The organism is Aliidongia sp., from assembly GCF_035943795.1.
Lineage (GTDB): Bacteria > Pseudomonadota > Alphaproteobacteria > ATCC43930 > CGMCC-115725 > Aliidongia.
Genome location: NZ_DASZBY010000018.1, coordinates 36,240 through 62,307, shown reverse-complemented (window position 1 = coordinate 62,307; position 26,068 = coordinate 36,240). Strand labels below are relative to the sequence as shown.

Below are 26,068 nucleotides of genomic sequence, written 5' to 3'. Positions count from 1 at the left end.
ATGTCTCTATGATAGTCGGCTGGATAGAACGGAGCGACCATGGCAGTACAAATTTTCCAGCCGAACGCGACGGTCACCGACGCCTTGCCCACCGTGGCCGACAAGGAAGAATACGTCCGGGCCATCCTCGGCAACCTGATGGATTGCAAGCGCAAGCACGGGAACGCCAACGTGCGGATCGGCATCGCCGGCACGACGAAGGTGCCCAGCCACAAGGTCAGCTATCTCGACCCGGCGGGCGAAGAGGCGATCTTCGGTGCCTATGCCGGCAAGAGCCCGGCCAAGGACGATGTCCTAGTGCGCGACGATGCCTGGAGCAGCGCATCGATGAGTTTCCCCGAAGTGCAGGCCCTGCTGGGCGAACTGCGGCACTTCAAGGCGCCGAGCAAGCCCGCCCGCCATTGAGCGACGGGATCCGCCATCCGGGGCCTGCGCGCCGTCCGGATGGCGGAAGTCTTCACTTGGTCAGGATCCCCGAGACCGGCTGGGGACTGTAGGGCAGGATGCCGATCCCGCAGGCGCTGTAGTACGAGGTGATTGTGCCGGCAAGGTTGCCCCGCATCTTGGCCCCCTGATAGCCGCGGAAAACGATCGCGCCGTCGTAGAACGCCTGCTGACCCTGGCAGATGCCGTTGAGCGTCCAGGAAAACGAGATCGCATAGGAATTGCCGAAACCCGCCGAGAGGCCGAGGTCGCTGATATCCGAATAGATCGTGATCGTTCCGCTGACCGGCACGGTCTGTTGTGGAATGGGCGGCAGCAGCGTCGGTGCCCACAGGCTGCCGGTGAAGGCGCCGGTCGTGGTATCGATCGACGTGAAATGCAGATGGTTGAGCGTCGGATCGATGAAGCCCTCGTCATCCAGGACGAAGTACTGGTTGTTCTGCACGAAGATCTTCTGCAGGTCGGCGTAGGTAAAATGATATCCCGCGACTTGCGCCGACACGGGCTGGGTGAGTACGGCCAGAAAGAGCCCGGCCGCCAGGCACGATCGTTTCAGCATGATGGAACTCCAATGCAGGGGATGGCCGCCGGCAGCGAGACCGTCGCGGCATGGGATCGGCGTCCGGACGTCGCTATTTCGTCAACTTTCCGGCGAAGGGCTGGGGGCTGGACGGCAGATCGCCGCCGCCGCAAGTGCCCAATGTCGACCGGATCACGCCGGCGACGTTTCCCCGCATCACCCCGCCCTGGTAGCCGCGAAAGGTGATCGCCCCCTTGTAGGAAGCCTGCTGCCCTTCGCACGCGTCGCCATGCGCCCAGAAAAACGTGATTTCGTAGTAATAGCCGTGGTCGGACGAAAGGCCGAAGATGCCGAGGTCGGTATGGATCGTCAGCTTGCCGAACACCGGGACGGTGACCGGCGCCACGGCCGGCACGACCACCGGCGCCCAGAGCGCCCCGGTGAACACGCCATCCGTCGCATCGACGCTCGTGAAATGCAGATGGTTCAGCGACGCGTCGTTCGCTCCGTCATCGTCCAGCACGAAATATTGCTGGTTCTGGACGAAGATCTTTTGCAGGTCGGCATAGGTGAAGGTGTAGCCGGTGGTGTCCGCCCGGGCGGAAGCCGGCAGGAAAACGAGAAATCCGAGAATGACGGCCAGCCATGATCGTTTCAGCATGATGGATCTCCGAGGCTTTTCGAGCAAAAGCGCCTGCGGAGAACCATCGGAGCCGGCCGGCGACGGCACCGGATCTCGGGGACGGGAGCTTCGCAGGCTTGCTGTCCGAAAGAACGCTCTGCGACCGACCGAAGGTTGAAGACAGCGGATCAGCGTACGCCGTCGACGGCAATTGCTCATCAGCGATTTTGATCGTCCCGCATAGAAATTGAGAATTGGACGGCCCGGATCGCTTGGCGTCTAAATCACCGGAGAGCAGACGAACCAGAGGACGACAGATGCGGAACGATGGCCTTCCCGATCGGCAGCAATGGCAATTCTGGATCGACCGGGGCGGCACCTTCACCGACGTGGTCGCCAAGCGGCCCGACGGCACGCTCGCGACCAGGAAACTGTTGTCCGAAAATCCCGAGCGCTACCGCGACGCCGCCCTGCAGGGCATCCGCGAGTTCCTCGAACTCGGCCCGGACGATCCGATCCCGGCGGCACAGATCGCGGCGGTCAAGATGGGCACGACGGTCGCGACTAACGCGCTGCTGGAGCGCAAGGGCGACCGTACGCTGCTGGTCATCACCAAGGGTTTCCGCGACGCGCTGCGCATCGCCTACCAGGATCGTCCGCACATCTTCGCGCGCCAGATCATCCTGCCGGAGCAGCTGTACGAGCGGGTCGTCGAAGTCGACGAACGGGTCATGGCCGACGGCACGGTGCTGCAGGCGGCCGATCTGGATGCCGCCCGCCGCGACTTGGCCGATGCCCATGCCGCCGGCATCCGCGCCTGCGCCATCGTGTTCATGCACGGCTACCGCTGGCGCGAGCATGAGATGGCGGTTGCCGGCATCGCCCGCGAGCTGGGCTTCACCCAGGTCTCGGTCGGACATGAGGCGAGCCCGCTCATGAAGCTGGTCGGACGCGGCGATACGACCGTCGTCGACGCCTATCTGTCGCCGATCCTGCGGCGCTACGTCGACCAGTTGGCTGGCGAGTTGGGCGGCACCAAGCTCATGTTCATGCAGTCGAACGGCGGCCTGACCGACGCGCTGATGTTCCAGGGCAAGGATTCGATCCTGTCCGGCCCGGCCGGCGGCATCGTCGGCGCCGTGCAATCGTCGCTCTCGGCCGGGTTCGACCGCATGATCGGCTTCGACATGGGCGGCACGTCGACCGACGTGTCGCACTATGCCGGGGAATACGAGCGCGCGTTCGACACCAAGGTCGCGGGCGTGCGCATGCGCGCGCCGATGATGCAGATCCATACCGTCGCGGCCGGCGGCGGCTCGATCCTGTTTTTCGACGGCAGCCGCTTCCGCGTCGGCCCGCATTCGGCCGGCGCCAATCCCGGTCCCGCCGCCTACGGCCGCGGCGGGCCGCTGACCGTGACCGATGCCAACGTCATGGTCGGCAAGCTTACGCCCGATTTCTTCCCCAAGGTGTTCGGCCCCAACGGCGACCGGCCGCTCGACCGGGCCACGGTCGAGGCGAAGTTCGCGATCCTGGCCGCCGAGATCGCGACCAAGACCGGCGTCGCGCGTACGCCGCACGAGGTCGCCGACGGCTTCCTCAAGATCGCGGTCGAGAACATGGCCAACGCGATCAAGGAAATCTCGATCCAGCGCGGCTACGACGTGACGAAATACACGCTCTGCTCGTTCGGCGGCGCCGGCGGGCAGCATGCCTGCGCGGTCGCCGATGCGCTGGGCATGACCCGGATCTTCCTGCATCCGTTCGCGGGCGTGCTGTCGGCCTATGGCATGGGCCTGGCGGATTTCCGGGTGATGCGCGAGTTGGCGATCGAGGAACCGGTCAGCCCGGCCGCGCTCGACGGACTGCAGCGCCATGTGGCACGCCTCGGCGATGCGGCGCGCGGCGATCTGGCGGCCCAGGGCATTCCCGAAAGCCAGATGAGCGCGATCCCGACCGCGCGCCTGCGCTACGAGGGCACGGACGCGTTCTTGGTGGTCGAGTTGCCACCGGCCGGACCGGATGCCGCCGCCGAGTTGGCACGGCGGTTCGAGGCCGCGCATATCCGCCGCTACGGTTTCACCGTGCCCAACAAGCGCCATATCGTCGAGGCGGTCGCGGTCGAGTTGGTCGGCCATATGGACCGCCACGAGGATCCGACCGTGCCGGCCTCGGTCGCGATGCCCGTGCCGCTCGCCGACACGCGGGTCTACAGCCAAGGTACCGAGCATGCGGCCCCGGTCTACGACCGGCTGGCACTCCGTGCCGGCGACCGGATCGACGGACCCGCCGTGATCGTGGAGCCGACCGGCACCAACATCGTCGAGCCCGGCTGGTCGGCCGAACTCACGGCCAAGGGCCATCTGGTGCTGACCCGGGTCGTACCGCTCGCCCGCGACCACGCCATGGGCACAATGGTCGACCCGATCATGCTCGAGGTGTTCAACAACCTGTTCATGTCGATCGCCGAGCAGATGGGCTCGACGCTGGAAAACACCTCGCACTCGGTCAACATCAAGGAACGGCTCGATTTCTCCTGCGCCCTGTTCGACGGCGACGGCGAGTTGATCGCGAACGCGCCCCACATGCCGGTCCATCTGGGCTCGATGGGCGAGAGCGTGAAGACGATCATCCGCCAGAACCCGGACATGGTGCCCGGCAACGTCTATGTGCTGAACGCGCCCTACAACGGCGGGACCCACCTGCCCGACATCACCGTCGTGACGCCGGTGTTCCTGGGCGATGCCGCCAAGCCGATCTTCTATACGGCAAGCCGCGGCCACCATGCCGACATCGGCGGCATCTCGCCCGGCTCCATGCCGCCGGGCAGCCGCACGGTCGAGGAAGAGGGCGTGCTGATCGACAATTTCCTGCTGGTCGAACGCGGCCGGTTGCGCGAGGCGGAAATGCGGACGCTGCTCGCATCGGGCAAATATCCGGCGCGCAATCCGGACCAGAACGTCGCCGACCTGGGCGCCCAGATCGCCGCCAACGAAAAGGGCGTGAGCGAACTGAAGCGCATCGCCGACCAGTTCGGCCTCGCCACGGTCCAGGCCTACATGGGCCATGTCCAGAACAATGCCGAGGAGCAGGTCCGGCGCGTCATCGACGTGCTGAAGGACGGCAGCTTCGCCTATGAACTCGACAATGGCGCCGTGGTGAAGGTTGCGGTGACGATCGACCGGGCGCGGCGCGGCGCCAGGATCGACTTCGCCGGCACATCGGCGCAATTGCCGAACAATTTCAACGCACCCTCGGCGGTATGCTTCGCCGCCGTACTCTATGTCTTCCGCACTTTGGTCGACGACGACATCCCGATGAATGCCGGTTGCATGCGCCCGCTGGAGATCCTCATTCCCGAAGGCTCGATGCTGAACCCGCGCTATCCCGCCGCCGTGGTCGCCGGCAACGTCGAGACCAGCCAGGTAGTGACCGACGCGCTCTATGGCGCGCTGGGCGTGATGGCCGGCGCTCAAGGCACCATGAACAACTTCACCTTCGGCAATGCGACTTATCAATATTACGAAACGATCTGCGGCGGTGCCGGCGCTGGGCCCGACTTCGACGGCACCACGGCGGTCCATACCCACATGACCAACTCGCGCCTGACCGACCCGGAGGTGCTGGAGTGGCGCTTCCCGGTGCTGCTCGAAAGCTTCGCCATCCGGCCGAACTCCGGCGGCGAGGGCCGGCAACGCGGTGGCGACGGCACTATCCGGCGCCTGCGCTTCCTCGAACCGATGACCGCCGCGATCCTGTCGAACCGCCGGCGCGTGCCGCCTTATGGGCTCGATGGCGGCGCCTCGGGCCGGGCCGGCCGCAACCATGTCGAACGGGCCGACGGTTCGATCGAGGAGTTGGCCTCGACCGACGAGACCGCCATGGCGCCCGGCGACGTATTCGTCATCGAAACCCCCGGCGGCGGCGGCTTCGGCGTGGCATGACCTTTCCGCACCAGCAAATTTTGCCAATTTCGTCATGGCCGGGCTTGACCCGGCCATCCACGCGGTCGGGCCATACACTTTGTTGCGAACGTCGGATCCAGCGGCGCGGCGTGGATCCCCGGGTCAAGCCCGGGGATGACGGTAATGAGTGTGGAATATCAACCGTGACGAGCGCCGGTGCCGCGATAACCTCTGACAAAAGGCGTCCGCCAGAGGCGCCGCCGTCAAGTCCCCCAACAGGAGCTTCCATTCGATGAGACAGATATTGGGCGCAGTCGCCTTGCTGCTGGCCGGGTTCGCCGGCGCAACGCCGGCTTCGGCCGCCATCTCCGGCGATGCGGTGACCATCGGCGTGCTGAACGACCAGTCGGGCCCCTATGCCGACCTGGCTGGCCCCGGCTCCGTCGTCGCTGCCCATATGGCGATCGATGATTTCGGCGGCACGGTCGGCGGCAAGCCGATCAAGCTGCTGGTGGCCGACCATCAGAACAAGGCCGACGTCGGCCTGTCGATCGCCCGGCAATGGTATGGGCCGGACCATGTCGACATGATCATCGACTTCACCAATTCCGCGATCGCGCTCGCCGTTCAGTCGCTGGCCAAGGAACAGAACAAGCTGGCGATATTCACCTCGGCCTCGTCATCCGACCTCACCGGTTCCGCCTGCTCGCCGACGGGCATCGCCTGGACCCACAACAACTGGTCGAACAGCGTGGCGCCGATCCGCGCGCTGATGAAGCAGGGCCAGGACAGCTATTTCTTCCTGACCGCCGACTATGCGTTCGGCAAGAGCCTGGAAGCGGACGCCACGGCGGAGATCACGCGGTTGGGCGGCACGATCAAGGGTTCGGTCAAGCATCCGCTCAATACCGCCGATTTCTCGTCGTTCCTGCTGCAGGCCCAGGGGTCGGGCGCCAAGGTCGTGATATTGGCCAACGCCGGCGCCGACCTGATCGGATCGCTGAAGCAGGCCGGCGAGTTCGGCATCACGCCCAAGCAGCAGATCATGGCGCCGGTCGTCTACCTGTCCGATGTCAACAGCATGGGGCTGAAGGAGGCCCACGACCTGCTGATGATGCAATCCTGGTACTGGGACACGGACGACCAGACGCGCGCCTGGGCCAAGCGCTATTTCGCCAAGATGAACCGCATGCCGAACGACACACATGTCGGCCTGTATTCGGCGATCACCCATTACCTGAAGGCGATCCAGAAGGCCGATACGGCCGACACGAAGCCGGTGATCGCGGCGATGAAGGCGATGCCGGTCGAGGATATCTTCACCGCCCACGGCGAGATCCAGGCGAACAACAAGATGGTGTTCGACCGGCTGCTGATGCGGGTCAAGAAGCCGGAGGAGTCCAAGTACCCGTGGGACTATCTGGAAAAGGTCGCCACGGTCCCTGCCAAGGACGCATTCCTGGCGCCGGAACTGACCGGCTGCGCCATGGCGGCGAAGTAGGAAATTGCCGTTCCCCGTCATTCCCACGCAGGCTGGAATCCAGCGAGAGCCGCGTCTGCGGCGACAAGACTCTTTATCCGCGCTCCCGCGCGTAACGCTGGATCCACCTCCGCGGGGATGACGGCAGGACTACAGCCGGCCGGTCGTTGGATCAGACCTCAGCCGGCCCCGTTCACCCGCAGCCACGCGAGGGCACGGGACATGCCGTCCTTGGCGTCGGCCTCGTTGTAGCTGGGCCGGTAGTCGGCGTTGAAGCCGTGCTGGGCGTCCGGATAGACGACGATCTGCGACTTGGTGTTGCCGGTTTCCTGCAGCTTCGCCCGCATCGCCGCCACGTGTTCGGCCAGAATGCCCTGGTCGAGGCCGGCATAGAGGCCGAGTACCGGTGCCTTGACCTGATCCGCGATGTCGATCGGGTTGGTCGGCATCTCCGGCGTCGGCGTACCGACCAGCGGACCGTACCAGGCGACGCCGGCCTTCACATTGTGATTATGCGCCGTATACATCCACACGGTCCGGCCGCCACGGCAGAAGCCGGTGATGCCGAGATGGCGATTGTTGCCGCCATGCTTCGCGGCCCAGGCGACGGTCGCGTCCAGGTCGCTCAGCACGGTCGCGTCCGGCGCCTTGTTGACGGTCGCCATCACTTCCTTGATGTCGGTCATCGCCACGACATTGCCGAGCCGGCTGTAAAGCTCCGGGGCGATCGCCAGATAGCCCTGCTTGGCGAAGCGGCGGCAGACATCCTTGATATGTTCGTGGACGCCGAACACCTCCTCGACGACCAGCAGGGTCGGATAAGGGCCGGAGCCGACCGGCTGTGCCCGATAGGCCGGGATCGAGCCATCGGCGACCGGGATCTTCACTTCGCCGACGATCAGCCCGTCGGCGTCGGTCGTGATCGTGCTTGCCTGGACCGGCTGGACGGTCAGCGCGAATCCTGCAGCAAGCGTGGTGACGACGAAGCCGCGGCGGCTCAAGTCCATCGTTGGAAACAGGCCGGCAAAATCGGATGCGACGTTACGCATGGTGAACGTTCCCTCCTTCGGAATGGATGAGGGCGACCCTACGCCCGCGCGCCCCCATCCGGCGATCAATCTTACGCGAGCGGCCCCGGTACCGGGGTACAATCAATAGTCGAACTTATAATTCACCCCGAGGCTGGTCGAGTCGGAGCCGGCACCGACCGTCGCATCGACCGTGACGCGCGGCAGCACTTCGACCTCGACCCGCGCCTTTGTCGTGCCCACGCCGGCCCCTTGGTCGACACCGACGAACACGCCCGGCGCCACGTATTTGCCGCCGCTGACCGAGGCGCCGCCCAACGCGCCACTCTTCTGGCTGTTGCCGTTGGTCGAGCCGCTCGACGTCGACGTATTGTCGGAATTGAGCGTCAGCCGGTCGAGTCCGGTAGCATTGCGCAGCCGGTCGAGTACGCCCGGTCCGCCGCCGCTGGCGAGCGAGGCTGCGGCCGCGGCGAGTTGCAAGCCCTGCACCGCGGAAATCTGGCCGACCGAGGTGCCGAACAGTACCCGCGACAAGACCTCGTCCTGGGGCAGTTCCGGCGTCGAGGTCAGCTTCAGCGTCGGGCTGGAGGGCGAGCCCTGGATGATGACGTTGGCGGTGATGTCGGCCGTCTTGGCGGTTGCCAGCAGGTCGACCTCCGGCGTGGTGCTGCCGGCGAAGCCGACCACCCCGCGCTCGATGGTGAAACTGTGGCTGAGGATGTCGAATGTGCCGTTCGAGACCTCGAAGTTGCCCGTGACCGCCGGTGATGCACTGGTGCCGCCGACATGGATCTTGCCACGCCATTCGCTGTCGAGCCCACGGCCGCGCACGAAACATTGGCCATTCGAGATGAAATCGACATCGAGCGTGGCCGCGAACGGCGGCGCCGCTGCGACCGTGGTCTGCGGTGCCTGCTTGTTCGGATAGCGCGAGTCGATCCGTACCACGTTCAAGGTGGCCACGTTGGGCGGCAGCTGGTCTGGAATGTTGATGTCGGCCTTGTCGAGGGTGATCGCGGCCTTGATCGCGGGCCCCGAGAGCGGCCCCGACACCGCGGCGGTGCCGCTGAGCACGGCCGTCGCCGTATCGCCGCGCGCGGCGGTGAAGCTCTTCAGTTCCGCCTTCATGTCGAGCGTCGGACCGCCCGCCGCCGCGAGATCGACACGGCCGGAGGCGCCCAGGGTACCCCGGCCGCCGTCATTGCCGGTCAGGCTCTTCAGCACGAAGGATTGCTGGTTGCCGGCGAGTTCGACGGTCAGCGCACGGAGCGTCATACCGGAGGCGTCATTGTCGTAGCGCCCGTCGGTGATCGCGAGCCGCCCGCCGGCGTCGGGATGGGCGACGGTGCCCCCGACCGACAGGTCGATGGTGAAGGCGCCGCCAACGCGGTCCTCGCCCAGTAGCAGGATCTCGCTCAGGGTCTCGAGCCGGCCGGCACCCTCGAGCTTGAACAGCACGGAACCGTCGGGCGGGATCACGATACCCGACAGGTCCGGCTTGATCTCGAGCGGGCCGTGCCCGTAAAAGCCGATCGCCTGGTCCTTCAGCCCGTCAATCTTGCCCTTGACGTCGACCCGGCCCGGCGCCAGGTCCGCGGTGATGGCGAGCCCGACCGGCGGCAGGTCCGGGTGGGTCGCCGCCGCGAGCTTCAGGTTCGGCACGGCCATCGTGATCGTGCCTGCCGGTTTCGCCGCCGATCCGACGACTTTGACAGAGAAACCCAGTGTGCCTTCGGTCCCGACCTGGCCGGCGAGCGCGCCCAGCGCTGCAATCGAGAGGTTCTTGCCGTCGAGATCGACCCGCAGAATCCTGGTGTCGGCCTGCCCGCCGCCGGTCACGCTGCCCTGGCCGATGCCGAGCGACAGATCGGCGAAGCTATAGCCCGTCCCTTTACGCGCGAGCGTCATCGGCCGTCGCAGCACCAGCGGAAGATCGGCGAGCTTACCGTCGAACTTCGCAAGCCGCAGCGTCACATCCTGAGCCGGCCCCAGCGCGACCGTTCCTTGCGACGCGATCTCGAACGGCTTCTGCGCGGTGCCGGCGCCGTCGAGCGTGAAGCCGAACGCTCCGCTCTTGTCGCTCGCCACCGCCAGCTTGGCGTGATCGACCGAGGTCCCTGCACTGGCGAGCCGGCTGAGATCGAGCGCCAGCTTGCCGCGCGGCTTGGTCCAGATCTCGGCGAGATCGGCCGATGCCGTCAGGTGGTCGAGTGTGGTCCGCCCGTCCCCGGTCGTGGCGCCGATCGCGAGGTGGCTGACGTCCGCATCCACTTTCACGGCGGCGCCGGTCAACTTGCCGGAAAATTTCACGGCGCCCCCCAGGGGCATGCCGGCGAGCGGCGCCCAGGCGACCAGGTCGGCCACGCTGCCGTCGAGCGTGCCGGCGCCCCGCCTGGCCACCAGATCGACCGTGCCGTCGGCCACCAGCCTGGTGCCAGGCCCGATCAGCCTGAAATCCTTGATCATATAGGCCTGGTCACCGGTTTGCGCCGCCGTGCCGTCCATGGTCGCCGACAGTTTGCCGGCGTCGAGCCTGGCCTGCAGCACCACGCTGCGCTGGACGAGGCTCGCGAGCTTTGCCGTCAAGGCCAGCCGATCGATGTGCCGGCCGCCGGCGTCGATCCCGGTTCCGTCGACCTGCAGGACGACGGCCGGATCGTTCGGGCGGCCGGTCGCGTCCGCGGTCACGGTCGCCTGCCCGGCATAGCCCTGCCCCAAGGCGGCCAGCCGCGGCAAGGTCAGGATGATTTTGCCGTCGAGCGCCGGCGCCGCCGGATCGAACGTACCGTGTCCGGTCAAGCCGACGTCGGCGCCGTTGAGCTTCAGTTCCGTCAAGGACAGCGTACCGGCGGCATTGCGACCGCCGGCGGCATCGAACGTGACGGCAGACCCCAGCAGCCCGTCGGCCTGGGCGACGCCGGTCCTGAAATTGGCGAGGCGGCCGGTCAACTTGGCATCGATCGCCTTGCCGTCCGGGCTGGCGACGGTGCCGTCGAGCGTCAGGTCGCCGCCCAGCGCCAAGCCGGCCAGTCCGCCGAAGCGGGCGAGATCGGCCGCCACCAGATGCAGCTTGCCGTCGGCGGTGACGCCATTGAACCGACCAGAGGCATCGAACTGCACGCCGGCGCCCGACGCGGTCGCCTTGGTCAGCTTGATCTCGTTGCCCTGCTTGTCGCTGGTCAGGTCGACCGTCCAGTCGAGCGCATCGCCCAGCGCATCGGGCGGCGCCGCCCCCGCGGTCCGGATGCCGTCGAACCGACCGCCGCCGGTGACATGCAGCAGGTCGTCGCTGCCGGTCACCAGGTCGAGCTTGGCTGAAACGTCGTTGACGCCGTTGTTGCCGGCCTGCAGGCCCTTGCCGGCAAACCGGATCGACGCGGTCGGCCGGGTGACCGGTCCTGTCGCCCCGAGGTCCAATTGAAAATTGCCCTGTACCGGCTGGCCGGCGACGCCTGCGAGCGTATGCACATCGCCCTTGATCGTGGCCGAGGCGTCCATCGTCTGCAGCGACGGATCGAACCAGCCCTTCGCGGCGATCGAGCCGGCGGCTAGGCGGATATCGGCATGGTCTAGCATGATCGGCTTGCCGGCCGGCCCGGCCGCCGCGACGTCGAAGCTGATGTCGGTGCCGGCGGTCGGCTTGACCTGGTCGGACAGCAGTGCGGCGACCTGCGCCGTGCCCTTGATCGAGCCGGCCCAGCCATGGTCGAGCGCCAGGGTCAGGTCGGCGCCGACTCGCGCGCCGTCGCCGGCCGTGCCATCGAGCCGGCCGCGCCAGCCGGCGATCGGGCCCTTGCCCTTGAGCGTCAGGGTCAGCGGCAACCGGCCGGCATCCGGATCGAGTTTGGCCAGCAGATCGCCCGAACCATCTGCCGCCTCCAGATCGAGATCGAGCGTCTGGTCGTCGAGCGCCAGTTGCACGGTCGCCTTGCCCGGCGCCGCGCCGAGGCGAACCAGCGACAGCGAGGCACCCGCCTGGCCGCGATGCAGGCTGGCGGTACCGCCCAAGGTGAAGCTCGCCGGTTCGCCCAGCAGGGGCGCACCCAGGTCGATGGTCGGGACCTCGAGCGTGCCGAGTTCGATCGCAACCGGCAGGCGCGGCACCGAGAACGGCTCGGTCGAGGGGGAAGATGGCGTGGTCGAGGGCAACGGCGCCCGGGCGACCAGGATATGATTGGCCGCGATCCGGTCGATGCGCACCGTGCCGCGCAGCAGGGCCGAGGCATCGAGATCGACCGCCGCATTCTCGACCGTCAGCCAGACCCCGTCATGGTCGGCGAGATCGAGCCGGGCGAAGCGCAGGTGGAATGGCACCGCGCCGTCGACGCCGCTCACGGTCGCCTTGGTGTCCGCGTTGCTGAGCGCACCCACGACCTCCGCCGTCAGCCACGCATGACCGAAGCCGCTGCCGAGCCACAACAGCCCTGCACCCAGCACGACGAGCACCAGCACCACGACCGAAGCGAGCCCGATGCCGATCCAGCGGAGTGCGCGTTTCATGATGGACCGCCCCTCGCCATGCTAGAATGCCTGCCCGAGGCTGACATAGATCTGGATCGGCGAGTCGACACCACTGCGCGGGTTCAGCGGTGTGGCAAGATCGAGGCGCACCGGGCCGATCGCCGTGTAATAGCGCAGGCCGATGCCGGCGCCGAGCGCGATGCGGCCCTTGAAGTCCGGAACCTCGCTCGCATAGTTCGAACCCGCGTCGAGGAACGGCACCAGCCCGATCGTCTCGGTGATCTTGGTGCGGAATTCGGCGCTGATCACCGCCAGCGAACGGCCGCCGATCGGGTTGTCGAACTTGTCGAGCGGTCCCGCTTCCTGGAACCCGAAGCCGCGCACCGAGCCGCCGCCGCCGGCGTAGAAGCGATGGTCCTTCGGGATCGCGTCGAGCGACGTGCCGAGGGTCGAGCCCAAGGTGCCCTGCAACGCCAGGATATAGTTGCCGCTCGGCGTCAGCTGGTCGTACCAGCTCCCCGTCAGCTTGGACTGCAGAAAGGTGAGATTGGACCCGATCGCGCGCAGATAAGGCGTGGATTCGAGGGCAACCCGGTAGCCCTTGGTCGGGTTCAGCAGGTCGTCGGTCCCATCTTTTTTCAGGAAGACCGGCAGGCCGACCAGGACGTAGGTCCGGTAATCCACCTTCTCGTCGACGCGCGCATGCTCGGCCAGGATCGAGGCGCCGCCGCTGAACGTCGGATCGAAGTGGCGCTCCAGGCCGACCTGCGCCTTCTGCTCGATCGAGTCGTAGGCCTTGACGCTCTGGTCGTCGAAGATCAGCGAGGCGATGAAATCCTGGTTGTCGCTCCACAGGTCCGGCCGGCGGAACGTCGCCGACAGGCTGTTGTCCGACGTGCCGCCGGTTGCGGTGAACTTCAGGTCCTCGCCACCGCCGAACAGGTCGCGGTGTTCCCAGGAGACATTGGCAGAAATGCCTTCGGTCGTGTCGTAGCTGCCGCCGACGCCGACCGACCGGGGCGCGCGCTCGATGATCTTGACCTGCATCGGCACGGTGCCGTCGGCCGTGACCGGCCCGACCGGCGCCACGTTGACCGTGCCGAACAGGCCGCTCGACACCATCGCCTGCCGCGTCTCGTCGACCTGGGCCTGGTCGTAGGCCGTGCCGGCCGTCCATTTGATGCGTCGAAGCACCCAGGCCTCGTGCAGCCGCGCCAGCCCGTCGACCTGCAACGCGCCGAACCTGGCACGGGCGCCAGGGTCAAGCACGAAGGTGACTTCCATCCCTTTGGTCGCGGCATCGACGATGACGTGCTTGTCGACCACCTTGGCGAACGGATAGCCCTTGATCTGGTACAGCCGCGCGATCCGGGCGTCGGCGCCGACCACCGGTTCCGAAACGGCGGGACCGCCGACGATCAGCCCGACCGCCGCCGGATCGAACACGCCGATGTCGGGCGGCGTCGTCCCGGCCTGATTGGTCAGCGCGACCTTGGTCAGCGTATAGCGCGGGCCGGTCGTGACCTTGACCTCGACCGTGATCGGCGTCGCCTTCTCGTCGATCACCGACTCGATGTGCGGCTCATAATAGCCGGCGGCCTCGATCACCGCGGTCAGGCGATCGGTATCGTCGCGCGCGCGGCGCGTCAGCGCGCCGACGGTCGCCGGCGGCTTGTCGTCCTGCAGTTTGACGAGTTGGGAATTGGCCTTGAGGTCGGTCTGGAGCGCGCTGTCCTCGACCCCGGTGATCTTGGTCTCGTATGCGATCCCGTCCGCGCGAGCGACGGTCGAGAACAGGAGGGCGGCGAGGATTGTCGCGCGACACAGGCGATCGAACCGGCAGATCATCACCGATAACGGCTGGAAGGGTATCGAGTTCCGTGGTGCGACGGTCACTTCGTCCCGAACAGGCGATCTCCGGCATCGCCCAGACCCGGGATGATATAGGCATTCTCGTTCAGCCGTTCGTCGAGGGCGGCACCATAGACCGGCACGCCCGGGTGGGCGGCGGCGAATTTCGCCATGCCTTCGGGCGCGATCACCAGAGCGAGGAAGCGGATCCGCGCATCCTCGACGCCGCGCCGGTTCAGCACGTCGACCGCGTGGATCGCCGAATTGCCGGTCGCCAACATCGGATCGACCACGATGAACAGGCGGCCTTCCGGTTCCGGCAGCTTCACCAGATATTCGACCGGCATGTGGGTGTCATGGTCGCGATAGAGCCCGACATGGCCCGTGCGCGCCGAGGGCATCAGTTCGTGCAGCCCTTCCGCCATGGTCAGGCCCGCGCGCAGGATCGAGACGATCGCGACCTTTTTGCCCTGGATGCGCGGGGCGTCCATGGCGCTCATCGGCGTCTCGATCCGCTCCGTCGTCAGTGGCAGGTCCCGTGTCACCTCGTAGCCCATCAGCAGCGCGATCTCCTTCAGCAGCTGGCGGAACTGGATGGTCGGCGTGGTCTTGTCGCGCATCAGGCTCAGCTTGTGCTGGATGAGCGGATGGTCGACCAGATGGAGCGTGGGGAAGGCGGCGGTCAAAGCGGGATCGCTCCGGGCTCGAGGATCGTCGCATCGGTTATAAGCCGCCAAGCCCTTCCTGTGCAGGGCAAAAAACCCGCCGCACCGGCACGATTTAAAACAACTTTAATGTTTTGTTATTTTAAACTCATTGACGAATGATGCGCGTGAAACCAATGATCCCGGCGCAGTCCCGACCAGGGACGACGACCGCCGGGAGGATCGATCCGCATGACCGCCATCGCGATCATTGGTGCCGGCTTCAGCGGCACGCTGCTGGCGCTGCATCTGCTGCGCCGCACGCCGCCCCCGGTCCGGGTCGTGCTGATCGAGCGACAGAACCGCTTCGCCCAGGGACCGGCCTATGCGACGGGCAATGCCAGCCATCTGCTGAATGTGCCGGCCGGGCGCATGAGCGCGTTTCACGATCGGCCGGGCGATTTCTTCGAGTGGCTGGCCAAGCAGCCGGACGCTCCCCTCGATCTGGGACCCGGCAGCTTCGCGCCGCGCCGACAGTTCGGCGCCTATATCCGCCAGTTGCTGCACGAGGAGTTGAAGCGGCCAGGCGGCGCCGGACGGTTGGAGCTGGTCCGGGGCGACGTGGCCGCGATCGAGGCCGAGCCGCGCGGACCATTGTCCTTGTGTATCGGCACAGAGCGTCGGATCGAGGCCGATCTCGCCGTGCTGGCCATCGGCAATTTCCCGCCGGAACCCCCGACGATCGCAGATCCGGCTTTCTACGACACGCCGCTCTACCGGCCAGACCCCTGGAGCGGCGATGCGCTCGACGGCCTGGACCCGGACGCGCCGGTGCTGCTGATCGGCACCGGGCTCACCATGGTCGATACCGTGACCTCGCTGGAGGACGCCGGCCATCGCGGGCCGATCCACGCGCTCTCGCGCCGCGGCCTGACGCCGTTGTGTCACGCCGGCCCCGCGGCACCGGCACGCCGGCCGGGCGCGGCAATCCCCGATCGCCTGGTCGATTGCCTGAGGATGCTGCGCGTCGAGGCCCGCCGTGCCGCGAGCGGCGGCAGCACATGGCAGGCGGCACTCGACGAGCTCAGGCCGTTCGGACGCGACCTTTGGCAAAATCTTTCGCCCACGGATCGAACCCGCTTCCTGCGCCACCTTCGGCCCTGGTGGGACGTGCATCGCCATCGCCTGGCCCCCGACGTGTCGTGCCGCATCGATGCCGCGCGCGCCCGGGGGCAATTGCGCATCCATGCCGGCCGGATCGAGGGCATCACGGCCGAAGCGGATCGGGCGCTGTTGACCTATCGGCCGCGCGGAACCGACGAGAAGCGATGCCTGAGTATCGCGCGCGTCGTCAATTGCGCCGGGCCTGCCTGCGATTTCGACCGCATCCCGCATCCGCTCGTCCGCCGGCTGCTCGGCGACGGCATGGTGCGCCCCGATCCCCATCGGCTGGGCCTCGACGTGACGCCGTCGGGCGCGCTCAAAGACCGGTCGGGCGCCATTTCCCGTCAGCTCTTCGCGGTCGGCCCCGTCACCAAGGGCGCATTCTGGGAGATGACCGCCGTACCCGACATCCGGCGACAGTGCGAATTGATCGCCGCCCAGCTGGCGATGCTGGTCTGAAATCAGTGCAGGAGCGCGTCGGCCTTCTGGTTGAGCACGCCCACGAGTTTTTCGATCCCGCCCTCGCCGCGCAGGATCGATGAGAATTCCGAGCGGCGGGTCGCCAGCTGGCTGATCGTCCCAGCCAGGTAGATGTCGCGGATCTGCCAGCGGACATCGTTGTCGTGCAGCACGTAGTTGATCGAAATCGCCTCGCCGTCCGACTTCACGATCTGGCTGCGCACCAGCGTGCCGTGCTTGATCTGCTGCTCGCCGATCACTTTCAGCTGCTCGCCGGAATAGCCGTCGAACTGGGTCGCGTAGGTCGCGGTGATGTAGCGGCCGAAGGCCTTCGCGACTTCCTGCTTCTGTTCCGGTTTCAATTGGCCCCACAGCGAGCCGACCGAGAGCCTGGACATGAAGGGCACGTCGAACGTCGACTGTATGACCGGCTCCAGCTTCGCGTACCGACCTTTGGCGCCAAGGGCCTCGGCGTTCTTCATGTTGCCGAGGAGCACGTCGTAGAAGGCCTGGACTTCCGCCGAGGGTCCAGGAGCCGCCAAGGCCCGGCCGGTCGAAGCGGCGAGGAAGAAGACGAGGCCCAGGATGAGCCCGCAACGGACGAATAGCCTCATCGGAACCTCGACTTAAAGGAAACTGGCGTCACCCTAGATCATGCGGGTGACGGGGTCGACAGCGCTTTTGCGGTGCCCGCTCGCCCTCAGGTCCGCGTTCGGGGCCGGCCTTTCGTACCGCACGCAAAACTTCCTGCCCACGCAACCGGAAAGGCCTTGCCGTCGGCACCGGCTCGGGCGACCTTCTTCGCATCCGCACATTCGGCCCATTCCAAGGACCTGCCGCCATGACGCCTGCCCCGTCGGACGCCTCGCCCGCTGCCCACCCGATCCTCCCGGCCGGAGTGCCGATGATCCGCACCATCGCCATGCCGTCCGACACCAATCCCTCGGGCGACATCTTCGGCGGCTGGCTGATGGCGCAGATGGATCTGGCAGCCGGCAATGCCGCCGCTCGTCGGGCACGCGGGCGCTGCGTCACGATCGCGGTCGATGGCATGGCGTTCCTGTCGCCGGTCCATGTCGGCGACGAGGTCAGCCTCTATGCCCGGATGCTGAGCGTCGGGCGGACCTCGATGAAGATCCTGGTCGAAGCCTGGCGCCGGCCGCGCCACGTGTTCGACAGCGTGCAAGTGACCAAGGCGACCTTCACCTTCGTCGCGATCGACGAGACCGGCCGGCCCCGGCCGGTCCCGGAAGAGATTTCACCCCCTCTGGGGAAATTGGAGTGCGACGATGCTTGAACTGGCGATTCTCGACGACTACCAGCGCGTGGCCCTATCGCTGGCCGACTGGGACCGCCTGCGCGACCGGGTCCGCATCACCGTGTTCGACCAGGCGCTGGGTGCCGACGCCGCCGCCCGGCTGGCGCCCTTCGACATCGTCTGCATGATGCGCGAGCGCACCCCCTTCCCGCGCGCCCTGTTCGAAGCGCTGCCCAAGCTGAAGTTCATGACCCTGACCGGCGCGCGCAGCCCGTCGCTCGACCTGGATGCGGCGAGCGAGCACGGCGTGGTCGTCAGTCACACCGGATACGGCAGCCAGCAATCCACCGCCGAACTCGCCTGGTCGCTGATCCTGGCATCCGCCCGCCATCTGCCGACCGAGACGGCGGGGATGCGCGCCGGCGGCTGGCAGACCACGGTCGGCCGGGTGGTCGATCGCAAGGTGCTGGGCCTGCTGGGTCTCGGCAAGCTCGGCAGCCGCATGGCCGCGATCGGCCGGGCCTTCGGCATGGAAGTTCAAGCCTGGAGCCAGAACCTGACCGCCGAGAAGGCCGAGGCCGCCGGCGCCCGCCTCGTCGATAAGGAAACCCTGTTCCGCACCAGCGACTGGATCAGCATCCATCTGGTCCTGTCGGACCGCAGCCGTGCCCTGGTCGCCGCGCCGGAATTGGCGCTGATGAAGCCGGACGCCTGGATCGTCAATACGTCGCGCGGCCCGATCATCGACGAGGCGGCCCTGCTGGCAACGCTCGACGCCGGCACGATCGGCGGCGCCGCCCTCGACGTCTATGCCCAGGAGCCCCTTCCGGCCGATCATCCGTTGCGGCGCGCGCCACGGACCATCCTGACGCCGCACCTGGGGTTCGTCACCGAAGACGCCTATCAGGTGTTCTATCGCGACACGGTCGAGGATGTCGCGGCCTGGCTCGACGGTGCGCCGGTCCGGGTGATGAACCCGGCGGCCCTAGACCGGCGCCCATGACGGGCGGCGAGATCCGCATTCTGGGCACCGGGGACGAGGATCTGCTCGACCGGTTCCTGCGGCAGCACGCCGACAGTTCCCTGTTCCTGCGCTCCAACCTCCGGGTCGCGGGACTGGTCGATCGCGGCAAGCCGCTGCAGGGCACTTACGCCGCCGCCATCCGCCAGGGCGACATCGTCGCCGTCGCCGGCCATTTTTGGAACGAGAACCTGATCCTGCAGGCGCCGGAGCTGGCGACCGAATTGGCGACCGCCGCCGTCAAGGCGAGCCGCCGGCGCATCGGCGGCCTGATCGGGCCGCACGAACAGGTGCAGGCCGCCCGGCGCGGACTGGGCCTGATGGGCCGGGCGACCCACATCGCCGAGCGCGAAATTCTCTACGCCCTGTCCCTCGCGCAGCTCTGTCCGTCGGCCCCGCTCCTCGACGGTCGGGTCACCTGCCGCAACGGCAGGCCCGACGACGCGCACCTGCTGACCGATTGGCGGGCGCTCTACGGCACCGAGACCTCGGGCGAAACCGAGACCGAAGCCGTGCGCCGCCGCAATCGCGAGACGATCGAGCGCTACATCGCCCGGGCCGAGCAGTGGGTGCTGGAAGAGGCCGGCACGCTGGTTGCCGCCTCGACCTTCAACGCACGTCTGGCCGACACGGTACAGATCGGCGGCGTCTGGACGCCGCCGGCCCTGCGGGGTCGTGGCTATGCCCGCGCCGTGGTCGGCGGCTCGCTGCTGACGGCACGCGCGACCGGGACCAGCCGGGCCGTGCTGTTCACCCCCGAACGCAATCACGCTGCCCAGCGCGCTTACGAGAGCCTGGGCTTTCGGCCGATCGGCGACTATTGCATCAACATCTTCGTCGACGACTGAGCGCCGCCGCTCACGCGACCGCGCGCTCCATCCCGGCTTCGCGAGCCATCAGCCGATAGATCAGCGCATCTTCGAGGGCCTGATACGACGCGTCGATCACGTTGGCGCCGACACCCACCGTCGACCAGCGCTCCCCGGAACCATCACGGCTTTCGATCAGCACGCGCGTGATCGCCTTGGTCCCGGCCTCCGGCGTCAGGATGCGCACCTTGTAGTCTGTCAACTGCACGCCGGCCAGCGAGGGGAAGATCGGCTCCAGCGCGCGTCGCAGCGCGGCGTCGAGCGCGTCGACCGGACCGTTGCCCTGCGCCACGACCACGATCGGCCGATTGCCGATCTCGAGTTCGATCTGGGCCTCGGACAAGGTTTCGATGGTCCCGTCGTCGGCCCGGCGCCGCTCATCGACGACGCGGAAGCCCATCAGGCGAAAGAAAGCCGACGGAGCCCCGATATCGAGCGTCCGACGGACCAAGAGTTCGAAGCTGGCCCCGGCGCCGTCATAGGCGAAGCCCGCGGCCTCGCGCTGCTTTACCTGTGCCAGCAGGCCCGCGAGTTTCGGATCGTCCGCCGCAAGCGCCAGGTTCAGTTCGGCCAGCCGCATCATCAGGGTCGCGCGCCCGGCCTGGTCGGACACCACGATATGCCGCTCGTTGCCGACCAGATGCGGTTCGACATGCTCGTAGCTGCGCGCGTCCTTGGCGACGGCCGAGACATGCAGGCCGCCCTTGTGCGCGAACGCCGCGGCGCCGACATAGGGCGCACGGGGATCGGGCAGGCGGTTCAACCGGTCGTCGACCTGGCGGGACAGCGCCGTCAATTCGCCCAGCGCCTCGGCGGTGACGCCAGTCTCGTAGCCGAGCTTGAGCGCCAGGGTCGGGATGAGCGTAATCAGGTTGGCATTGCCGCAGCGCTCGCCCAGGCCATTGAGCGTGCCCTGGATCATGCGCGCCCCGGCCCGAACGGCGGCCAGCGAATTGGCGGCGGCATGGCCGGTATCGTCATGGGCATGGATGCCGATGCGATCGCCGCCCAGAAGGTCGGCCATGGTGCCGACGATCCGGTCGACGTCGTGCGGCAGGGTGCCGCCATTGGTGTCGCACAGCACCAGCCAGCGGGCCCCGGCCTCGGCCGCGGTGTGCAGGCAATCGCGGGCGAAGCCGGGATTGGCTTTCCAGCCGTCGAACAGATGCTCGGCGTCGAACACCACCTCACGCCCCTGCTCGACCGCGTAGGACACGGTATCGGCGATCATGTCGATCGCCTCGGTCAGGCTGACGCCCAGCGCGGAACGCACGTGGAAATCCCAGGCTTTGCCGACCAGGCAGACCGCCGGCGTGCCGGCCGACAGCACGGCGGCGAGGCCCGGATCCTCCGATGCCTTCAGGCCGGCCTTGCGTGTCATACCGAAGGCCGCGAAGCGGGCATGGCGCAGCTCCGGCAGATCGGCATAGAGCGCGGTGTCCGCCGGATTGGCGCCTGGCCAGCCGGCCTCGATCGTATCGACGCCCAGCCGGTCGAGCATCAGCGCCAGCGCGCGCTTGTCGGCCCCGGAGAAATCGACGCCCCGGGTCTGTGCGCCGTCCCGAAGCGTGGTGTCGTAGAGGTGGATGCGCGGCATGTCGATCTCCCCGCGCTCAGGCGACGTGCGCCGGCAGAACCTCGGCGGTGAGCACGCGCTCGACCACCCAGATCTGCCGCAACGTCTCGGCGACGACTTCGACCAGGGCTGGCTCCAGCCCTGCCACCTGGAGGTCGACCGACAGCGCGGACTCGCCGACGCCGGTCAGTCGGGCCTGAACGCTCGACGGCACGAGGCCGCGTTTTGCGAAGATTTCGAGGATGCGCGGCAGGCTGCCCGGATCCGCGGCGGCGCGGATGGCAAAGCAGGCAGTGACGGTCTGGGCTTGTTCGGTGGTGACGACGCGGTCAGCGTCGAGACGGACTGAATCCGTAGACATGATGGGGCAACTTCCACTGGGCATGAAGGCGCAACAACTCGACCCGATCCTCTGCGAGGACCGGGCGAATAATTCGCCGAATGGCCAGAATGGTCAGATGCCGGTTCATGTTGGGGCGCACGCTAACCCAGCGCGGCCGGCACGGGCAAGAACATATTGGCCTGCTCTTGCGCTTAAGCGGTTACGCGCGCAACATTCGCAAAGAACGCGACGCCGGGGAGGACGCCGTCATGGAGGATTCGGGAGCATTCGATCTCGAGGCCTATCTTGCCCGGATCGCCTACGACCGACCGCTTCGGATCGATGCTGCAAGTCTCGCCGATCTGCACGAGGCGCACCTGGCATCGATACCGTTCGAGAACCTCGACATCTTCCTGGGCCGGCCGATCCGCATCGGTCTGGGCCCGGTGCAGGCGAAACTGGTGGCCGACAGACGCGGCGGCTATTGCTTCGAACATGCGACGCTGTTGAAGGCGGCGCTGGAGCGGATCGGCTTTCGCTGCCGCCTGCTGGCCGCCCGCGTGCGGTCGGGAGCGCCCGACGTCCCGCGACCGCGCAACCATTTCCTGCTCGAGGTCGACACGCCGCAGGGGCAGTACCTGGCCGACGTCGGCTTCGGCCATGATGGCCCGCTGCATCCGCTGCCGTTGCTGCCGGGGCTGATCCTGCACCAGCCGGGCTCGGCCCATCGGCTGCGCCATGACGGGGGCCTGTGGGTGCTGGAGGGCGATGTCGGCTCGGGTTGGGCGGATCTCTACGCCTTCACGCTCGAACCCCAGTTCCTGGTCGATATGGAGATGGCCAACCATTACGCGTCGACACACCCGGACTCCGCCTTCCGCCGGACCCTGACCGTGCAGCGCTTGCGGCGCAACCGGCGGGCGTGCCTGCGAGGCACCACCCTGGAAACCTGCGTCAACGGCCGTCGGGAGAGCATGGAAATCGACTCCGGCGCGGCACTTCTGGCGCTGCTCGACGACGAGTTCGGGCTGGCCTTCCCTCCCGAAACGCGCTTCACTCTGCCGGATGCCCGTTGAGTAGAGACCGATGCCACCGGAAAGCCTGAGCCGCCCTCGTCCCCCGATTTCCCAGGCGGAACTGGATGAGGTCGTGCATCGCCACGCGCTGTTCCAGTCGGGGCGCCATGGCGGGCAGCGCGCGATGCTGTCCTATCGCGACATGAGCGGGCTCGATCTCAGCGGCAAGAACCTGTCCGACGGCGACCTGACCGCCGCCGTGCTGGAAAACGCCAAATGCATCGGGACCATCTTCAACAGCGCGACGCTGTTCGGCGCCAGCCTTGCGCATGTCGACATGCGCGGCGCCAAGCTGATCCGGGCGGATCTCAGGGGCGCCAGCCTCAGAGGCGCCAACCTTACCGGTGCCGACCTGTTCGACGCCGACCTGCGGGACGGCGCACTCGCCACGCGGATCAGCCCCGGCGAATATCGCAACATCCGCATCGACGAGGGCGCGAGCGACCTGGCCGGCGCACGCCTGGTCAACGCCAACCTGACCCAGGCCCGCCTGTCGGGCTCGGTCGCGAACCATACCGATTTCAGCGACGCCATCATGCGCAATTGCAAGCTGGTCCGCGCCGACCTGCGCAATGCAATCCTGGCCGGCGCCAACCTGGAGGGCGCCGACCTCAACGGTGCCGACCTGCGCGGCGCGAATCTCAAGGACGCCATCCTGGTCGGCGCCGACATGAGCATGACCGAAACCGCCGGCGCCAACATGATCGGCATCCTGACGGACCGACCGGCGGGCAAACCGCTGGCCGACCTCAGGGAAACGCTGGAGGTCCTGGTGCGTCGGCATGAGGAATGGGCGACCAGCGACGGTGCGCGCGGCGCGCCGCTCGACCTCAGCGGCTTCGATCTGCGGAACGCCCGCTTTCCGGCGGGCGCCAAACTGCCGGCACTCAAGGCGAACGGCACGGTGCTGGTGGCGCTCAATCTCGAAGGGTTGGGTCTGCAGGGCGCCCAGTTCGAAGGCGCCGACCTGCGTTCGGCCAAGCTGGTGCGCGCCGACCTGCGCGGCGCCAACCTCAAGCGGGCGAAACTGAACTACGCCGACCTGCGCGACTGCAATCTGGGCGCCCTGATCCTGGGCGCGAACCGCTATCTGCCGGCCCGTCTCGACGGGGCGGAGGCCCGCCATGCCGACCTGCGCGGCGCCGACATCCGGCGCGCCAATTTCACCGGCGCCAACCTCTCGTCCGCCAACCTGACCGGCGCGCAGATCGAGGAGGCCGATTTCACGAACGCGACCCTTTCCGACATGATCGGAATGAAACCCTGACCCGAACAATCCACTAATTGCGGGCAGCGGCTTTTTCGTGCTGAGTGGCGCCCTCCTGCTCCAATGCCCGAGTTGCGTTCCGCCATGGCCGAATCCGAATTCCATCGCATCCGTCGCCTGCCGCCCTACGTCTTTGCCGAGGTCAACCGGCTGAAGGCGGCGGCCCGGGCCGCCGGGCGCGACGTGATCGATTTCGGCATGGGCAATCCGGACATGCCGAGCCCGCCCCATGTGGTGGCGAAGCTGGTCGAGACGGTGCAGGACCCGCGCACCCACCGCTATTCCAACTCCAAGGGCATTCCGGGCTTGCGCAAGGCGATCGCCGGCTACTACCAGCGCCGCTTCGCCGTCGATCTCGATCCGGAATCCGAAGTGATCGTGACCTTGGGCTCCAAGGAAGGGCTCGCCAACCTGGCCCAGGCGATCACAAGCCCGGGCGACGTGGTGCTGGTGCCCAATCCGTCCTACCCGATCCACGCCTTCGGCTTCATGATCGCGGGCGCCGCGATCCGGCATATTCCGCCGTGCGAGCCCGAGCAGTTCCTCGTGGCGCTCGAACGCGCCTACAAGCATTCGGTGCCGGCGCCGATCGCGCTCATCGTCAATTACCCGTCGAACCCGACCGCCGAGGTGCGCGACCTGGCATTCTACGGCGAGATCGTCGAGTTCGCCCGGGCGCGCGGCATGTATGTCCTGTCGGACGTCGCCTATAGCGAGATCTATTTCGGCGACACGCCGCCGCCGTCGATCCTGCAGATCCCCGGTGCCCGCGACGTGGCGGTCGAGTTCGGCAGCCTCAGCAAGACCTATTCGATGCCGGGCTGGCGCGTCGGTTACGCGGTCGGCAGCCGCAAGCTGGTCACGGCGCTGGGCCGGGTCAAATCCTATCTCGACTACGGCGCCTTCACGCCGATCCAGGTCGCCGCCATCGCAGCCCTGAACGGCCCGCAGGATTGCGTCGCCGAGTTTCGGGCGACCTATAAGCGCCGCCGCGATGTGCTGATCGACGGCCTGGCCTCGGCCGGTTGGGCCGTGCCCTCGCCCGAGGCATCGATGTTCGCCTGGGCACCGATCCCGGAACCGTTCCGCCACCTCGGCAGCATGGAATTCTCCAAGCTGTTGCTGGAAAAGGCCAATGTCGCCGTCGCCCCCGGCATCGGCTTCGGCGAATACGGCGATGGCCACGTCCGTCTGGCCCTGGTCGAGAACGTCGACCGCATCCGACAGGCAATTCGTAATCTGAAGCCCCTGTTCGGGGGCTGACCGACACACCACATACGCTCAACGATCGAGGATCTCCCGCGACGAGGTCGAACGCTCCGTTCCCGAAGCCGATGTTCGAGTTGCCGAAATGTCCGCACCCCGCCGAGAACTTTCCGTCGCAGAGATCCATGCCCCGAACGATACCGCCGAACTGATCGCGCTTGAGAAATACCGCGCGCTGGGCGGCGAATCCCACCGCGTGCTGCGCTGCCTGGAGACGATCCTGGCAGCCGACCGCTACGAGATCGTCGACACCGGCCAGATCGCCCGGTTCCTCGGCATCCGATCCCAGGCGGTCAGCCGGGCGCTGAAGACGCTGGTCGATCAATCGATCATCGAGCGCGGCGACCGGATCGGTCGATCCCATACCTTCCGCCGACTCGACGGCGCCACGAGGTCGGCGGCGGATGATTGCGTCATCCGCCTGGATGTGGGCAAACCCGCCGATATCCGTGCGGTCTGGAATTTCCTGAAGAGCAACGATCCGGGTTTCGACGAGGCCGCGGCGCGGCGGCACCTGAAGTTCGGCATGGTGCTGTATCTGCTGCACGACGGCCAAGTCGCGGGCTCGGCCCTGGTCGACTACAACGCCATGATCGACAGCGGCCCGACCATCGTCCGCCTGATCGTCGACCGGAAACTGCGGGCCCTCGGCCACGGCCGGAAGTTCCTGACCCAGATCGAACAGTATTTCCACGGCATGCGCATCTTCGTCCATGCGCCGGTCGAGAATAAGGAGCTGATCATCTCGCTGCTGAAGCTCGGCTTCGACATCGTCGGCCAGGAAGCGATGGGCGGCCAGACGGCATTGATCCTGAAGAAGGGGCCGGGGGCGTAG

General features: G+C 67.1%; 20 protein-coding genes. 11 read left to right on the top strand and 9 right to left on the bottom strand.

Going from position 1 to position 26,068, the window contains the following annotated elements; all coding sequences use genetic code 11:
- The first annotated feature begins 39 nt into the window (after positions 1 to 39).
- The gene (locus VGV37_RS03155) at positions 40 to 405 is read left to right on the top strand and encodes a hypothetical protein (RefSeq protein ID WP_326878159.1); all 366 of its coding nucleotides are present in this window, start codon (positions 40 to 42) and stop codon (positions 403 to 405) included.
- Between the two features lie 52 nt (positions 406 to 457).
- Here the strand turns inward: VGV37_RS03155 and VGV37_RS03150 are convergent, their stop codons facing one another.
- Both VGV37_RS03150 and VGV37_RS03145 read right to left on the bottom strand, forming a co-directional pair.
- Entirely contained in the window at positions 458 to 1,003 is a 546-nt protein-coding gene (locus VGV37_RS03150; RefSeq protein ID WP_326878158.1) for a hypothetical protein, read from the bottom strand.
- A 73-nt stretch (positions 1,004 to 1,076) separates the two neighbouring features.
- A complete protein-coding gene (locus tag VGV37_RS03145) occupies positions 1,077 to 1,625 on the bottom strand; it encodes a hypothetical protein (RefSeq protein WP_326878157.1) in 549 nt (182 codons plus the stop codon).
- Between the two features lie 278 nt (positions 1,626 to 1,903).
- Here VGV37_RS03145 and VGV37_RS03140 point away from each other — a divergent pair, with 278 nt between their 5' ends.
- Entirely contained in the window at positions 1,904 to 5,530 is a 3,627-nt protein-coding gene (locus tag VGV37_RS03140; protein WP_326878156.1) for a hydantoinase B/oxoprolinase family protein, read from the top strand.
- 253 nt (positions 5,531 to 5,783) lie between these two features.
- Positions 5,784 to 6,992, top strand: a complete 1,209-nt coding sequence (locus VGV37_RS03135; RefSeq protein WP_326878155.1) for an ABC transporter substrate-binding protein — start codon at positions 5,784 to 5,786, stop codon at positions 6,990 to 6,992.
- A 158-nt stretch (positions 6,993 to 7,150) separates the two neighbouring features.
- Here the strand turns inward: VGV37_RS03135 and VGV37_RS03130 are convergent, their stop codons facing one another.
- The 4 genes from VGV37_RS03130 to upp form a co-directional block, all read right to left on the bottom strand.
- A complete protein-coding gene (locus VGV37_RS03130) occupies positions 7,151 to 8,020 on the bottom strand; it encodes a dienelactone hydrolase family protein (protein ID WP_326878154.1) in 870 nt (289 codons plus the stop codon).
- Between the two features lie 102 nt (positions 8,021 to 8,122).
- Entirely contained in the window at positions 8,123 to 12,499 is a 4,377-nt protein-coding gene (locus tag VGV37_RS03125) for a translocation/assembly module TamB domain-containing protein (protein ID WP_326878153.1), read from the bottom strand.
- 21 nt (positions 12,500 to 12,520) lie between these two features.
- Complete coding sequence (locus tag VGV37_RS03120) at positions 12,521 to 14,308, bottom strand: autotransporter assembly complex protein TamA (RefSeq protein WP_326878152.1); 1,788 nt, start codon at positions 14,306 to 14,308, stop codon at positions 12,521 to 12,523.
- A 44-nt stretch (positions 14,309 to 14,352) separates the two neighbouring features.
- Positions 14,353 to 14,997, bottom strand: coding sequence for a uracil phosphoribosyltransferase (upp, locus tag VGV37_RS03115; protein ID WP_326878151.1), 645 nt, complete (start codon positions 14,995 to 14,997; stop codon positions 14,353 to 14,355).
- Between the two features lie 210 nt (positions 14,998 to 15,207).
- Between upp and VGV37_RS03110 the strand changes: the two genes are divergently transcribed.
- Positions 15,208 to 16,578 carry an FAD/NAD(P)-binding protein gene (locus VGV37_RS03110; RefSeq protein ID WP_326878150.1) on the top strand — a complete coding sequence of 457 codons (1,371 nt, stop codon included), beginning with the start codon at positions 15,208 to 15,210 and terminating at the stop codon, positions 16,576 to 16,578.
- Positions 16,579 to 16,580: 2 nt separating this feature from the next.
- Here the strand turns inward: VGV37_RS03110 and VGV37_RS03105 are convergent, their stop codons facing one another.
- Positions 16,581 to 17,192 (bottom strand): ABC transporter substrate-binding protein, encoded by a 612-nt coding sequence (locus VGV37_RS03105; protein ID WP_326878149.1) that lies wholly within the window; start codon positions 17,190 to 17,192, stop codon positions 16,581 to 16,583.
- A 227-nt stretch (positions 17,193 to 17,419) separates the two neighbouring features.
- Between VGV37_RS03105 and VGV37_RS03100 the strand changes: the two genes are divergently transcribed.
- Genes VGV37_RS03100 through VGV37_RS03090 form a run of 3 tightly spaced genes read left to right on the top strand, consistent with a single transcriptional unit; the run spans position 17,420 to position 19,705 of the window.
- Positions 17,420 to 17,875 carry an acyl-CoA thioesterase gene (locus tag VGV37_RS03100; protein ID WP_326878148.1) on the top strand — a complete coding sequence of 152 codons (456 nt, stop codon included), beginning with the start codon at positions 17,420 to 17,422 and terminating at the stop codon, positions 17,873 to 17,875.
- Positions 17,868 to 18,839, top strand: a complete 972-nt coding sequence (locus VGV37_RS03095; protein ID WP_326878147.1) for a D-2-hydroxyacid dehydrogenase family protein — start codon at positions 17,868 to 17,870, stop codon at positions 18,837 to 18,839. The genes VGV37_RS03100 and VGV37_RS03095 overlap by 8 nt, the downstream gene beginning before the upstream one ends.
- On the top strand, positions 18,836 to 19,705 hold the full coding sequence (locus VGV37_RS03090) for a GNAT family N-acetyltransferase (RefSeq protein WP_326878146.1): 870 nt from the start codon (positions 18,836 to 18,838) through the stop codon (positions 19,703 to 19,705). The genes VGV37_RS03095 and VGV37_RS03090 overlap by 4 nt, the downstream gene beginning before the upstream one ends.
- A 10-nt stretch (positions 19,706 to 19,715) precedes the next feature.
- Here VGV37_RS03090 and cimA read toward each other — a convergent pair whose 3' ends face one another.
- Both cimA and VGV37_RS03080 read right to left on the bottom strand, forming a co-directional pair.
- Positions 19,716 to 21,323 (bottom strand): citramalate synthase, encoded by a 1,608-nt coding sequence (gene cimA / locus VGV37_RS03085; RefSeq protein WP_326878145.1) that lies wholly within the window; start codon positions 21,321 to 21,323, stop codon positions 19,716 to 19,718.
- 16 nt (positions 21,324 to 21,339) lie between these two features.
- Entirely contained in the window at positions 21,340 to 21,663 is a 324-nt protein-coding gene (locus tag VGV37_RS03080) for a hypothetical protein (protein ID WP_326878144.1), read from the bottom strand.
- A 230-nt stretch (positions 21,664 to 21,893) separates the two neighbouring features.
- Here VGV37_RS03080 and VGV37_RS03075 point away from each other — a divergent pair, with 230 nt between their 5' ends.
- The 4 genes from VGV37_RS03075 to VGV37_RS03060 all read left to right on the top strand — a co-directional run bounded on the left by VGV37_RS03075 (position 21,894) and on the right by VGV37_RS03060 (position 26,068).
- Positions 21,894 to 22,700 (top strand): arylamine N-acetyltransferase family protein, encoded by an 807-nt coding sequence (locus VGV37_RS03075; RefSeq protein ID WP_326878143.1) that lies wholly within the window; start codon positions 21,894 to 21,896, stop codon positions 22,698 to 22,700.
- A 10-nt stretch (positions 22,701 to 22,710) separates the two neighbouring features.
- Complete coding sequence (locus VGV37_RS03070; RefSeq protein ID WP_326878142.1) at positions 22,711 to 23,967, top strand: pentapeptide repeat-containing protein; 1,257 nt, start codon at positions 22,711 to 22,713, stop codon at positions 23,965 to 23,967.
- An 84-nt stretch (positions 23,968 to 24,051) separates the two neighbouring features.
- Positions 24,052 to 25,230, top strand: coding sequence for an LL-diaminopimelate aminotransferase (locus tag VGV37_RS03065; RefSeq protein WP_326878141.1), 1,179 nt, complete (start codon positions 24,052 to 24,054; stop codon positions 25,228 to 25,230).
- 88 nt (positions 25,231 to 25,318) lie between these two features.
- Entirely contained in the window at positions 25,319 to 26,068 is a 750-nt protein-coding gene (locus VGV37_RS03060; RefSeq protein ID WP_326878140.1) for a MarR family transcriptional regulator, read from the top strand.